This is a genomic window from Selenomonas timonae (genome assembly GCF_014250475.1).
Taxonomy (GTDB): domain Bacteria; phylum Bacillota; class Negativicutes; order Selenomonadales; family Selenomonadaceae; genus Centipeda; species Centipeda timonae.
On sequence record NZ_CP060204.1, the window covers coordinates 1,436,768 to 1,449,765 of the forward strand.

Consider the following 12,998-nt stretch of genomic DNA (forward strand, 5'->3'; position numbering starts at 1 on the left):
CGCAAAACACCCGCAGCACTTTTGCTGCGGGTGTTTTGCATTCAGGGAGAAATGTGTTGATATATATTAGGCCGCAGGGAATGCGACGACAAGCAGCATCTTGAACGGTGTTTCCTTTGCTGCGTAGACGGAGTGCGGATGGGTTGCGGGCATGACGATGCTCTCGCCCGCCTTGAGCGTGTAGGTTTCGTCATCGATCGTGATGATGCCCTCGCCCTCAAGCGCCGTGACGAGCGCGTCGCCCGTGGATGCGTGCGTGCTGATGCCCTCACCCTTCGCGAAGGCGAAGAGTGTGACACCGAGCCCCTTGTTCTGGACGAGCGTCTTGCTGACGACCTGTCCTTCTGCGTATGCGACCTGATCCTTGAGCAGGAGTGCCTGTTGATGCTGGATATTGTTCAGGATTGCCATGATGTTTCCTCCTTGTGTGTTGTGAGAATTTCTGTGCATATTATACACAGAATATCCTCCAAAGAATGTGACCGAAGCCACAATTCCGAGAGGAACACTCGGAATTTGAAGAATCAAAAATTTTTTCAGTTGTCAAACGTGACCCTTTGTCCTATAATAATAAATAGATTGTTTCAGATACACGAGCATCAGAGAATTGAGGAGGATGAAGGATGGCGTTGGATCGCAGTGCTGTGATCGATGAGGTGCAGAAGCTGGCCGATGCGCCGTCGGTCTACGAAGGACTGAAGGCGAAAGCAGAGGTGTTTCTGGAGGCGGTGGACACGCCACAGGAAAAATCTGCGTTTCGGACACTCATTGATGAAATAAAGAGCGATGTACTGACGATCGATCAGATCATCAGCTTCACGGAGTCAGCGGACGGTGTCGCACTGTTCGGTGCGCAGAGAGCCGGAGAGTATAATGCTGCAGCAAAGCAGGCCAAGGAGCAGGGGGAAGATACCTGTATCTGCCCTGCGTGTCAGGCCGGCAAGGAGATCCTTGCGAATCAGGCGGCGATTGTCTCGTAGTCGTGGTGTATGGAAAGGAGCTGTTGCACGAACGCATTCGTGTAACGGCTTTTTTGGTGAAGAAAGTGAACATATGACCGTTGCGGATGTCTATATCAACATTCCGGTCAAGAGCATTGCGCAGGAGTTCACCTATATTCTGCCGGAGATGCTCTCACAGGTCACGATCGGCTGGCGCGTCTTTGTTCCGTTTGGCAATGTCCGCAAGGAGGGCTTCGTCACCTGCGTGCGCCCATACGATCCCACGCGCGACGGGGGGCATGCGCTGAAGGAGATCATCGAGGCGGTGGATGAGGAGGCGTGGTTCTCGCCGCAGCTTCTTGCCGCCGCACAGGAACTCGCCGCGTTCTACCTCTGCTCGGCGGCGGAGATCATGCGCCTCTTCATGCCGGGCAAGAGCGGTCTGCGCATCTTCCCCGTCTATCGGGTGGCGGAGGATGCGGACGCGGCACATCCGCTGCTCGCCGATGCACATGCACACGCCGTCTATTGCTATCTCTCTGAGAACGGCGCGCGGCGTATGACGGAGCTGCGGCGGGCGCTGCCGGAGGCGGCGGTGGATGAGTACATAGAAAAACTACTGCGCTACCATCTCGTATGCAGGGAGTACCGTGCAGACAAGCGTGACAAAGCACTCTATGAGAAGTACTACACAGCGGTCGCGATCACGGACGAACTGCTTGTGGGGCTTGCGCGAAAGCCCGCACAGGCGCGGGCGCTCCTGCTCTTTCGGGAACGTGAGGAATATGCGCGCGCGGAACTCGACGAGAAGGGCATCTCGCCCGCGACGATCAAGAATCTCGTTGCCGCAGGTCTTCTGACGGAGCATCTGCGGCGCAGGCTGCGCAATCCCTATGGAACAGGTGCGGGAGCTGCGCGGGCAGACGAGCTGACACAGGCGCAGCGCGCAGCCGTCACGGCACTGCAAGAGGGCATCGCAGCCGAGACCTTTCACGGGTATCTGCTCCACGGCGTCACGGGCAGCGGTAAGACACGCGTCTACATCGAGACGGCGCGTGCCGTGCGCGCACGCGGTCGGCAGGTTGTCGTACTCGTGCCCGAGATTGCGCTCACGGGGCAGCTCATCACGGCGTTTCAGGAGGTCTTTGCGGATGACATCGTCGTCCTGCACAGTCAGCTCTCGCTCGCGGAGCGCAACGATTCGATCTTCCGCGTGCGGCGTGGCGATGCGGGCATCATCATCGGCGCGCGCTCGGCGCTCTTCACGCCCGCCAACGACGTTGGCGCAATCATCCTCGACGAGGAACAGGATATGTCCTACAAGCAGGATGAGTCGCCGCGCTATCATGCACGCGTGGTTGCAGAGATCCTCGCGCGGCGACATGGAGCGATCCTCGTGCTCGGGAGTGCGACGCCGTCTCTTGAGTCCTATGCACGTGCGCAGGCGGGGGAGCTGACCCTCCTCACGATGCCGGAGCGCATTGGCAGTCAGCCGCTGCCGCAGGTGCGCGCGGTCGATATGCGCGAAGAGCTGCGGCGCGGACGGCGCACGATCATCTCGCTCGCCCTGCGCGAACTGCTCACGGAGACGCTCGCTCGCCATGAGCAGGCGATCATCATGCTGAATCGGCGCGGCTACTCGACCTTCATCATGTGCCGCTCCTGCGGGGCGGTCATCACCTGCGCGGATTGCGGCCTGCCGCTCGTCTACCACGCGAACGGCGCACTCGTCTGCCATCACTGCGACCTGCGCGCCGCCGTGCCCGAGACTTGCCCGAAATGCGGCAGCCGTTACATCAAATACTTCGGCTCGGGGACGGAAAAGCTCGAGGAGGAGCTGGGGCAGCTACTCCCGGCAGCGCGCCTTGTGCGCATGGATCGCGATACGACGGGGCGTAAATTCGCGCATACGGAGATTCTGACGCAGTTTCGCAGGCGCAACTTCGACATCCTCCTCGGCACGCAGATGGTTGCAAAGGGACACGACCTGCCCGGCGTACAGGCGGTTGGCATCATCAGTGCCGATGCGAGTCTGAATCTGCCCGATTTCCGCGCGGCGGAGCGCTGCTTCATGCTCATCACGCAGACAGCGGGCCGCGCGGGGCGGCACGGCGCGCGCGGCGAGGTCATCGTGCAGACGTACAACCCCGAGCACTATGCTGTGCAGGCGGCGTTGCGGCAGGACTACGAAGCGTTCTATGCCCGCGAGATTGAACTGCGGCGCGAGCTCTTCTATCCGCCGTTCAGCCGCCTTGTGAAGCTCCTCTTTCACGAGACGAGCCGCGAACGTGCATGGGGCGAAGCGAACGCCTTTGTGAGGGCCTTCCGATCGGCGTTTGCGAAGGAGCAGGACTGCATGCTGATCGGCCCCTCGCCCGCACTGATCGAGCGGGAGCGTGGCGCGTATCGTTTTATCGTGCTCATCAAGACAGACGGGCTTGCGGTCGTACAGAACTTCTTGCGTACACGCGGACTGCATCTGCGCGACGATGTTGCGATTGACATTGATCCCACCGCAATTTTTTGAAAAATAATAGAAAAACCTATTGAATATAATTAAAAATCCTGTTAATCTGGAAATAGAAGGAAAGACTGATGATATGCGAAGCGGCACGAATCAATTTTCTTCGGAGCAATGGAGGCTTCCTATGGTAACGATTCTCGGACGGGCGAAGATCAATCTGACGCTCGATATTCTGGGACTTCGGGATGACGGGTATCACGAGATTGCGACGGTCATGCAGTCCCTCGCACTCGCAGATACGCTTACGCTCACGCGGCAGGAGGAGGGAATCACGCTGACCGTGGATCTTCCAGGGCTGGAGGCGGATGAGCGCAACCTCGCCCATCGTGCGGCAGCTCTCGTTATGAGGGAGTGCGGTCTGCGCGGCGGGGTTCACATAGCGATCACGAAGCGCATCCCTGTTGCTGCAGGGCTTGCGGGAGGGAGTGCCGATGCGGCGGCTGCGCTGCGCGGCATGAACGAACTCTATGCACTCGGACTTTCCGATGACCGGCTCTGCGCGCTCGGTGCGCAGCTTGGCTCGGACATCCCGTTTGCCCTGATGGGCGGCACGGTGCTTGCGACGGGGCGCGGCGAGGTCATGCAGACACTTCCGGATTTTCCTGTGACTCATGTTGTGCTCGCAAAGCCGCCCGTCGCTGTGTCGACACCGTGGGCGTACCGCAGTTACGACGCGCATCCGCCCAAATTTCATCCGGACAATGCGTCATTTTTGGAGGCACTCGAACGCGGCGATCGCATGCGCTGCGCAGAGCTTGTCTGCAATGTGCTTGAGCCTGTGACCGAGACGGCACATCCCGTGATTGCCGACTATCGTGCGCGGATGCGTGAACACGGTGCACTCTGTGCGATGATGTCGGGCAGCGGACCGACCGTGTTCGGACTCTTTGCAGAGGAACGTGCGGCTGCGGAGGCGGCCGAGGCGTTCCGCCTTGAGACGGATGCAGCGGTACACCTGACGTGCACGGCCGGAAAATACGGGGAATAGACAGAGGGAGTCATCATGCAGGGAAAATTATCGCCGGTTGTTGTCAACAGCTACCAGCCGCTTCGTGAAATTGTCTGTGAGGTGCTGCGTGATGCGATTCGCAGCGGGATCTTAAAGCCCGGCGAATGGCTCAAGGAGAACGATCTCGCGGACGAACTGCTCGTCAGCCGTACGCCCGTGCGTGAGGCGATACGCAAGCTCGAGCAGGAGGGCTATGTCGTCACCGTGCCGCGGCGCGGTGCGTATGTGGCGAGCGTATCCATTCGCGACATCAATGAGATCTTTGAGATTCGCGCTGCACTCGAGGCACTTGCCTGTGAACTTGCGGCGGAGCGGATCACCGATGAGGAGCAGGAGCGTTTGGAGCGACTCCTCGTCGGTATCGGACGCGCCATCGAGGAGCACGATATGGAGCGTATTGTGCGCACGGATATCGAGTTCCACGAGCTTCTGTATCAGGCGGCGCGCAACGAGCGTCTGCTTGCGATCATTGGGAATCTGCGCGAGCAGCTCACGCGGTTCCGTACGATTTCGATGTCGTACCCGGGGCGACTCAAGGCAACCCTTGAGGAACATCGTGCGATCGTGGATGCGATCGGCTCGGGCGACGCGCGCCATGCACGCAAGGTCGGTGCGAGACACATGGAAAATTCGGAGAAGACCCTGCTTTACGCCATTGAGGAGCAGGAAAAAAAGACAGGTACCACCTTGGTGAGACGCAAGGGGAAAAAGAGTCAGGAAGACGCCGAGTAGGTGCTTCCGGAGAACGGGAGGAGCATAATGTTGGATTTTATAACGGTTATCCTGGCAGCGGGTAAGGGGACGCGCATGAAGTCAAAGCTGCCGAAAGTCCTGCACCGTGCGGCAGGAAAATCCATGCTGCAGCACGTCATTGACGCGGCGGATGCAGCGGGGGCACGGCGCAATATCGTCGTCACGGGGTTTGGCGGCGATGTCGTGCGTGAGAGCATCGGAGACAGCGTGGAATACGTGGAGCAGCGTGAACAGCTCGGGACGGGGCACGCCGTTCTACAGACGAAGGAGCTGCTCGCCAAGGAGCATGGGACGATCATGGTGCTCTGCGGCGATACCCCGCTTTTGACGGCGGAGCTTTTGGCGCGCTTCCATGAGGAACATGTGCAGGCGGGCGCGAAGGCGACCGTACTCACGGCAATCATGCCGAATGCAAAGGGGTATGGACGCATCGTCCGCCGCGATAATGGTGAGGTGCTGAAGATTGTCGAGCACAAGGATGCAACGCCGGAGGAACGTGAGATTCACGAGGTTAATGCGGGGATTTACTGCTTTGACGGCCAGGCGCTCTTTGCAGCGCTTTCAAAGGTGACGAATGACAATGCACAGGGTGAGTACTATCTCCCCGATGTCCTCAGCATTCTGCGTGATGCGGGGGAGAAGATCTGGGCGGTTGTCGCGGACAACTACGAGAGCACGCTCGGCATCAATTCGCGCAGTCAGCTCGCCGTGGCGGAGCGCCTCCTGCGCCGCCGGAAGGTCGAGGAGCTGATGGCGGACGGCGTCACGATCATCGACCCGCATACGACGTTTATCGACGCGGAGGTGCGCGTCGGCATGGACACGGTCATCTATCCGTTCACCTTCCTCGAGGGGCTCACGGTGATCGGTGAGGACTGCGTGATCGGGCCGAATGTGCGCTTCCAGAACACGGTTGTTGGAGACAATGTCAAGGCACACTATGTCTATGCGCATGATGCTGAGATTGAGAGCGGCGTGGATCTTGGTCAGTTCAACCACATTCGTCCGGACAGCCACATCGGCGCGGGCGTGAAGATTGGCAATTTCGTCGAGGTCAAGAACTCGAACATCGGCGAGGGCTCGAAGCTGCCCCATCTTTCCTACATCGGCGACTGCGACATGGGCGCGCACGTCAACATGGGGTGCGGCACGATTACGGTCAACTACGACGGGAAGCAGAAGTTCCGTACCAATATCGGCGACAATGCCTTTGTTGGCTGCAACTCGAACCTTGTTGCACCGGTCACGGTCGGTGAGGGCGCCTATGTTGCCGCCGGCTCGACCATCACGCGCGACGTACCCACAGGTACACTCTCCGTGGCGCGCGCGCGTCAGAAGGAGATCGAGGGCTGGATTGACAAACGAAAATGAGACTCGTACATGATTCCCCTGAATGGCTCACAGCACTGTGAAAAAGACAGGGGACGCTCTTCCAAAAAACTAGCGTGCGTGTTATACTATAGATAGTTATTGTGTATTTTATTTATAGTGACGCATCTGGTTTTTAGGAGGAACATAGAGATGAGTTTTCCGACCGACAACGTGTGCATCCTGACGGGGAATGCCAATCCACAGTTGGCAAAGGATATTGCGGAACGTATCGGCATACCGCTCTGCGAGGCTTTCGTCGGGCAGTTCAACAACGGCGAGATCCAGGTGATGATCGAGGAGAGCATTCGCGGCAAGGATATCTTCATCATCCAGTCGACGAGCTTTCCCGTCAACGACAACCTCATGGAGCTGCTGATTCTCACAGATGCGTGCAAGCGTGCATCTGCGCACAGCATTACGGCGGTTGTCCCGTACTATGCCTATGCGCGTCAGGATCGCAAGACGCGCGGGCGTGAGCCAATCTCGGCAAAGCTCGTTGCAAATCTCATGACGACAGCGGGGGTGACCCGTGTTGTGACGGTCGACCTCCATGCGGGGCAGATTCAGGGGTTCTTTGATATTCCCGTGGATCATCTTGCTGCAGCACCTGTGCTGGCGAGCTACTTCCGTGAGCAGGCAATCGAGGATCTGGTTGTCGTCTCGCCAGACCTTGGCGGTGTCACGCGTGCGCGCATCATGGCGGACTTCCTCCATGCGCCGATCGCCATCATCGAGAAGCGCCGCCCCTGTCCGGGCTGTGCAGAGGTCATGAACCTCATCGGTGAGGTCGAGGGGAAGACAGCACTCCTCATCGACGATATTGTCGATACGGCAGGTTCTCTCTGTGAGGGAGCAAAGGCACTCAAGGAGCGCGGTGCAAAGCGCGTGCTGGCGGCCTGCTCCCATGCGATCCTCAGCGATCCTGCGGTTGAGCGGCTCAATGCCTCTGTGATTGACCAGCTTGTCATCACGGATTCGATCCCGCTTCCGCCGGAGAAGCAGTCCGATAAACTCGTCACACTTTCGCTCGCACAGTCCCTTGCGGATGTCATTGTGCGTATCCAAAGCCATCGTTCGGTGAGCCTGCTCTTCAATCATCACTAAGCAAGTTCCCACAGACAGAGAAAGAGACGTCTAAGGAGCGTCTCTTTTTTCATAGGAGTAAGTCATGCACGTCATCATCATCGGTTCCGGTCCTGCGGGTATATCTGCCGCCCTCTATGCGCGGCGCGGCGGTGCGGATGTGACCGTCATCACGAAGGGGACGGGCGGGCTCGCTGCTGCGGAGTGGGTTGAGAACTACTACGGCTTTGCTGAGCCGATCTCCGGCGCAGAGCTAGAGCAGCGTGGAATTGCGGGAGCAAAGCGTCTTGGTGTCCGCTTTGAGACGGATGAGGTGCTTGCGATCCTGCCTGCGGACGGGGGGAAGGGCTTTTGCCTTGAGACGGTTCGCGCTGCGTACGACGCGGATGCTGTGATCCTTGCAGCAGGTGTTCCGCGCAAGACACTCTCCATCCCGGGACTCAGAGAGTTCGAGGGTCGCGGTGTCAGCTACTGCGCGATCTGTGATGCCTTCTTTTATCGCGGCAAACGCGTTGCTGTGATCGGCGCGGGGGACTATGCCCTACATGAGGCGGAGATCCTGCGACCTCATGCTGCACAGCTTTCCCTGCTGACCAATGGGGAGGAACCATCCGTTGTGGTTCCGGACGGAATTTCCGTACATACGCAGAAGATTGTACGCATCGAGGGGGTACGCCGCGTGCAGCGCATCGTCTTCGATGATGATACGGCCATGGATGTGGATGGCATTTTCATGGCGATTGGGACGGCGGGGAGCATGGAGCTGGCGCGCAAACTTGGCGTCGTGCTCAGTGACGGGAAAATTGTTGTGGGCGAGCATATGGAGACGAATGTCCCCGGCGTCTATGCGGCGGGAGATTGTACGGGCGGCCTCCTGCAAATTGCAAAGGCGGTCTATGAGGGCGCTGAGGCGGGGCTTGCCGCCGTGCGGTATCTGCGTAAGGGATAGAGGCTTACTGGGAGAGAAGAAAAAAGGGGGGACGGATATGAAGGCGCATATTGTGGAAGACCGTCATTTTCGGGATTATATCGATCAATTTGATCTCTGGAATGGGCTTACTGCTGCGCAGCGGGATAAGCTGATCTCGGATACGCGTTTCGTCCGCTATAAAAAGGGGGCGTCTGTTCATCGCGGTGCGCTTGAACGCGCGGGAACGCTGCATATCATATCCGGTACGCTGCGCGTCTACATCCTCTCGGAGGAGGGGCGCGAGTTCACGCTCTACTTTCTGCGTGACGGAGATGTTGCCCTTCTTGCAAGTACGTCCTTTCTGGGAACCATTTCTTACGACATCGCTATTGATGCGACCAAGAATACGGAGCTCTTTGTCTCGGATACAGAGACCGTGCGGGAAATTCTCTGTGCAAATGTCGAAGTGCGTGCGCATGCCTATGAGCGCGCCGTTGTGCGCCTGTCCGAAATGCTGTGGAAATTCCGGCAGATGCTCTTCACTTCGGCTGAGCGGCGGCTTGCTAAATTCCTGCTCACAGAGTCGGCGCGTACGGCGGGCGATGAGATCCGCCTGACCCATGAGGAGACGGCGCAGTATCTCGGTACGGCTCGTGAGGTCGTCAGTCGCCTCATGCGCGATTTCAGTCAGGAGGGCTTGGTGCAGACCTCCAGAGGCTGCATCCACATCTTGAACCGTGCGGCACTTAAGGAGCGTGCAGGCGCCTGACTCATGTTTGATCGGAGGAGTTCATGCTGATCTATATCTTGGCGATCCTTGTCATCCTGCTGCTCATCATTCTGTTTCGCTATCTGCCGCGGAGGGTCTTTCTGATCTTTGTTACCCTGCTCATCGTACTGGGCGGCATTGTCTTTCGCATACAGACAGCAGAGCGTACACCGGAGCCGCTGACGCTCGAGGAACGCGCTGCCATTGCGCGGGAGCAGGAGCTTTTCACGCCATGGTGGGGTACATATCAGAAACAGATCGCAGAACTTGACCGCAACTGGATGCGCTATCATCAGATCCTCTCCGATGCGAAGGAGGGAGAGACGGATCTCGAGATTACCTACGTGCGCCTTGTGGATCTCGAGCGGGACACGCAGGAGCTGCGCGCGCGCATCGAGCAGAATGCACCGCCGACTGAGCTCTCGAACCGCGTCTATGATCCTCTTGCCGTTATTCTGGCAAAGACGAATGACTATGCCGCAGCCGAGCAGAAGGCGATTACGCTCACACGAGCTGCAGCCGATCCTGCGGCGATGAAGGAGCGGAATCCCGCCGAGCAGGCGCGCCTTTTGGAGTTGGTCATGCTCCGTGAGTCTCCTGTCGCTCTCTTTATCAGCGATGAGGTTGGGCTCATCCGCCGCTACTTTGCCCCTGTTTCTTCGTCACATGAGGAGGCAGGAGAGCGCGGCGGAGAGCAGGAGGACGATGAAAAACTGCTCGACAAATAATTTGTTTTCAGTTATAATGCAAAGTGCCTTGCGCTCGTAGTCCAGTGGATAGGACGTTAGCCTCCGGAGCTGAAAGCGTGGGTTCGACTCCCGCCGAGCGCACCATATGTAAATCTGTCTTGTGGAATTTCCGCAGGACTTTTTTATTAGGAAAAACTGAAAAAGGATTTTGATGGACTGTGAAGAATATTTACAGGAAGGGAATTTTAGTTTTTCGTTAGGAGATGAATGAATGGCGCGAAAAGAGGTGCAGGCAGCGGTACGCCCGGTGCTCATGCGCAGCTTACATTTGAAAAAAGATGCGTTCCGGCAGTTTTTCTATGAGAGTTCGCTTCGTTTCGGGCAGCAGATCGGTAGGGATATTGCAGAGCTGAAGGATGAGACGGCCTCCATCGTCAACAAGAAGTATATGTTCTCGCTCGCGACGGAGAAGAGCGGCGCACAGAGTTTCCTGAAGTGGATTGCAGATGAATTCAATGCAGAGGATGTCTCGCATGAGCAGGAGGAGCGCCTGCGCCGCCTCGTCGCGGAGTATCCGAAGATTCGCTCCTACATCCGCATTGAGGAGGATCAGCTCCTCTTCGATCACAATCGCTTTGCCGAGGATGTTGTAGCAGGGCGGTTCAAGGAGACGATCTTCGGCATCACCTTCGATATTCAGAGTGTGATCGAAACGGCGATCAATACGGGCTCGGTGGCACTTGACTTCTCCATTGAGCCATTTAAAAAAGCACTCCTGTATACGGATCATGTGCGGGCAAACATTCAGCCCTATGCGGAGCGCCTCCTGACGGATATGAGCCTCGGGCATTGGGATCTCTATGAAGAACTGACGGAAGAGGGGCGTGAGGACAGTGTCTGCCTGCGTCTGCCGCCGACGGATTTCCTCGTGGCACGCCCGCCGCAGATGGATGTCATCATGAACGGCACCTGCGCTATTGACTTTGGTACGCGCAGCACAGTTGTCGTCTGTCGTGACCGCGAGGCGCGCCTTCTGCGCATTGGCAAGGGGGACTACGAGAACGAGCCGACGATTCAGGACTATGAGAACCCGACGGCAATCGAGCTGATCGATATCGAGAAGTTCAAGCAGCTCTATCGCGCGCGCGAGGGGCGTCCCTACACGGAGTGGGCACAGGTGACGGCGTCCCATCAGGCGGCGGATGCGATCTTTGAGCGCCAGTCCACGGAGGGGATTGCCGTCTACTACTCCGTGTTCAGCGAGCTCAAGCGCTGGACGCGTGACACGGCGAACTCACCGATCCTCAAGGACAGGCGCGGCTACATCCAGGAGGTCAAGCCGTATGCGGAGACGCAGCCGCTCGATGCGGGCGGGTTTGACCCGATTGAGATCTATGCCTACTATCTTGGTCTCTATATCAACAATATGCACCGCAACATCTATCTCGACTACATCCTCTCCTTCCCTGTGGGGTATGAGAAGAGCGTACGTGAGCATATCCGCATGAGCTTCGAGCGCGGTCTCAGAAAGACACTGCCGAAGGCTCTGCTGGACGATCCCGAGATGATGCGGCGCTTCCGTGTCTACGACGGCGCGAATGAGCCGGCGGCATATGCGATCAGCGCACTCGAGGCATACGGGCTCGAGCCGAAGCGCGTGGGAGAGGAAGTCGCGTACGGCGTCTTCGACTTCGGTGGCGGCACAACCGACTTTGACTTTGGAGTGGAGTATGTGCCCGAGAACGGGCGGCGCAAATTCGTCATCGAGCAGTTTGGTTTCGGCAGCGACATGTATCTCGGCGGCGAGAACATCCTCGAGCTGCTCGCCTACGAGGTGTTCAAGGACAATCTCGCGGAGATGCGTCAGCACAAGATCACCTTTGCCCTGCCGCCCGAGAGCGAGACCTTTGCAGGGGCGGAGGCGCTCGTGCGTGAGACCCGTGACGCGGCCTCGCATCTCAACAACAAGATCCTCGCCGAGCGCCTGCGTCCCTTCTGGGAGCGGCGTGAGGGCTATGAGGAGTTTGCAGCGGGGGACAGCTTCGATACGAAGATCACGCTGTTCTCCTCAGAGAAGACGGGAAACGCGGGGAACCGCGCAGAGATCAGCCTGCATATTGACGTGCGCAAACTGGAGCGGACACTTGAGGATCGCATTCGCCGTGGTGTTGAGAATTTCTTCCAGGCGATGGCGGCGGCCTTCAAGGGGCGCGATGTGCGCCAGATCCACATCTTCCTCGCTGGCAACTCCTGCAAGGCGCCGATGGTGCGCAAGCTCTTCGATGAGTATATCGCACGTCAGATTAAGGCACTGCATCAACTGACGCCCGATCATCCCGCCGACAAGACGGATGCGGCGGGCAAGAAGCCGGAGGCAAATGCCAAGGCGTTTCCCACACAGAGCAAGGATGCACCATTCCGTCTCTATCTGCCGCTTGGCATGGAGGATGAGGAGAAGGAGAAAAAGCTTCTTCACGACGGCTTTGACCGTCTACGCACGGGCAAGACGGGTGTTGCGTTTGGACTCCTGCGCTGCCGCAAGGGCGGAAAGGATGTCAAGATCATCAACAAGAATGTGGACGAGCACGATGAACTCCTCTTCCCGTATTTCCTCGGCAGCCTGAACGAGCGCGGCTGCTTCAAGGTGGACATCGATGCGCGCGTCGACTACGGCGTGTGGACGTACTTCACCTACGCGGATGAGGATGAATTCGAGCTCTACTATACGCAGGAGCCACGCGCGCTGAAGGGGCATATGAAGGCTGCAGAGGTGCGCATGGTGCGCTGCATGATCGACGATGCGGACGTGAGCGACGATGATGAGGTCGGCGTCTACATCCGCAAGAAGTCTCCGAATACGATCGAATACACCGTTGCCACGGAGAAATCTCTGGCGGCAAAGACCTACAAGGGGACGATCTACACAGTCCGTCTTGGTTGACCCTCTTC

At 58.1% G+C, this 12,998-nt stretch carries 11 protein-coding genes and 1 tRNA gene; 11 read left to right on the forward strand and 1 reads right to left on the reverse strand.

From position 1 onward, the window contains the following. Positions 1-66: 66 nt before the first annotated feature. Positions 67-411 (reverse strand): cupin domain-containing protein, encoded by a 345-nt coding sequence (locus H1B31_RS06815; RefSeq protein WP_006691481.1) that lies wholly within the window; start codon positions 409-411, stop codon positions 67-69. A gap of 212 nt (positions 412-623) precedes the next feature. Here H1B31_RS06815 and H1B31_RS06820 point away from each other — a divergent pair, with 212 nt between their 5' ends. The 11 genes from H1B31_RS06820 (at position 624) to H1B31_RS06870 (ending at position 12,990) form a co-directional block, all read left to right on the forward strand. Then, positions 624-980 carry a hypothetical protein gene (locus H1B31_RS06820; protein ID WP_185979781.1) on the forward strand — a complete coding sequence of 119 codons (357 nt, stop codon included), beginning with the start codon at positions 624-626 and terminating at the stop codon, positions 978-980. A 73-nt stretch (positions 981-1,053) separates the two neighbouring features. Next, positions 1,054-3,468 (forward strand): replication restart helicase PriA, encoded by a 2,415-nt coding sequence (priA, locus tag H1B31_RS06825; protein ID WP_185979782.1) that lies wholly within the window; start codon positions 1,054-1,056, stop codon positions 3,466-3,468. A gap of 121 nt (positions 3,469-3,589) precedes the next feature. Then, positions 3,590-4,453 carry a 4-(cytidine 5'-diphospho)-2-C-methyl-D-erythritol kinase gene (gene ispE, locus H1B31_RS06830; protein WP_185979783.1) on the forward strand — a complete coding sequence of 288 codons (864 nt, stop codon included), beginning with the start codon at positions 3,590-3,592 and terminating at the stop codon, positions 4,451-4,453. A 15-nt stretch (positions 4,454-4,468) separates the two neighbouring features. Next, positions 4,469-5,206, forward strand: a complete 738-nt coding sequence (locus H1B31_RS06835; protein WP_009439830.1) for a GntR family transcriptional regulator — start codon at positions 4,469-4,471, stop codon at positions 5,204-5,206. 27 nt (positions 5,207-5,233) lie between these two features. Further along, positions 5,234-6,598, forward strand: coding sequence for a bifunctional UDP-N-acetylglucosamine diphosphorylase/glucosamine-1-phosphate N-acetyltransferase GlmU (gene glmU, locus H1B31_RS06840; protein ID WP_185979784.1), 1,365 nt, complete (start codon positions 5,234-5,236; stop codon positions 6,596-6,598). 150 nt (positions 6,599-6,748) lie between these two features. Continuing rightward, positions 6,749-7,702, forward strand: coding sequence for a ribose-phosphate diphosphokinase (locus H1B31_RS06845; RefSeq protein WP_009439828.1), 954 nt, complete (start codon positions 6,749-6,751; stop codon positions 7,700-7,702). A 64-nt stretch (positions 7,703-7,766) separates the two neighbouring features. Then, the gene (locus H1B31_RS06850; RefSeq protein WP_185979785.1) at positions 7,767-8,630 is read left to right on the forward strand and encodes an NAD(P)/FAD-dependent oxidoreductase; all 864 of its coding nucleotides are present in this window, start codon (positions 7,767-7,769) and stop codon (positions 8,628-8,630) included. Positions 8,631-8,667: 37 nt separating this feature from the next. Next, positions 8,668-9,360, forward strand: coding sequence for a Crp/Fnr family transcriptional regulator (locus H1B31_RS06855; protein WP_009439826.1), 693 nt, complete (start codon positions 8,668-8,670; stop codon positions 9,358-9,360). 23 nt (positions 9,361-9,383) lie between these two features. Continuing rightward, positions 9,384-10,088 carry a hypothetical protein gene (locus H1B31_RS06860; RefSeq protein ID WP_185979786.1) on the forward strand — a complete coding sequence of 235 codons (705 nt, stop codon included), beginning with the start codon at positions 9,384-9,386 and terminating at the stop codon, positions 10,086-10,088. A 30-nt stretch (positions 10,089-10,118) separates the two neighbouring features. Beyond that, positions 10,119-10,193: transfer RNA gene (locus H1B31_RS06865), tRNA-Arg, on the forward strand. Between the two features lie 127 nt (positions 10,194-10,320). Then, positions 10,321-12,990, forward strand: coding sequence for an acetate and sugar kinases/Hsc70/actin family protein (locus tag H1B31_RS06870; RefSeq protein WP_185979787.1), 2,670 nt, complete (start codon positions 10,321-10,323; stop codon positions 12,988-12,990). Positions 12,991-12,998 lie beyond the last annotated feature (8 nt).

Coding starts and splice junctions, on each gene's coding strand:
- priA (WP_185979782.1), top strand. CDS start 1,054: ATGACCGTTGCGGATGTCTATATCAACATTCCGGTCAAGAGCATTGCG.
- H1B31_RS06855 (WP_009439826.1), top strand. CDS start 8,668: ATGAAGGCGCATATTGTGGAAGACCGTCATTTTCGGGATTATATCGAT.
- ispE (WP_185979783.1), top strand. CDS start 3,590: ATGGTAACGATTCTCGGACGGGCGAAGATCAATCTGACGCTCGATATT.
- glmU (WP_185979784.1), top strand. CDS start 5,234: ATGTTGGATTTTATAACGGTTATCCTGGCAGCGGGTAAGGGGACGCGC.
- H1B31_RS06820 (WP_185979781.1), top strand. CDS start 624: ATGGCGTTGGATCGCAGTGCTGTGATCGATGAGGTGCAGAAGCTGGCC.
- H1B31_RS06815 (WP_006691481.1), bottom strand. CDS start 411: ATGGCAATCCTGAACAATATCCAGCATCAACAGGCACTCCTGCTCAAG.
- H1B31_RS06850 (WP_185979785.1), top strand. CDS start 7,767: ATGCACGTCATCATCATCGGTTCCGGTCCTGCGGGTATATCTGCCGCC.
- H1B31_RS06860 (WP_185979786.1), top strand. CDS start 9,384: ATGCTGATCTATATCTTGGCGATCCTTGTCATCCTGCTGCTCATCATT.
- H1B31_RS06835 (WP_009439830.1), top strand. CDS start 4,469: ATGCAGGGAAAATTATCGCCGGTTGTTGTCAACAGCTACCAGCCGCTT.
- H1B31_RS06845 (WP_009439828.1), top strand. CDS start 6,749: ATGAGTTTTCCGACCGACAACGTGTGCATCCTGACGGGGAATGCCAAT.
- H1B31_RS06870 (WP_185979787.1), top strand. CDS start 10,321: ATGGCGCGAAAAGAGGTGCAGGCAGCGGTACGCCCGGTGCTCATGCGC.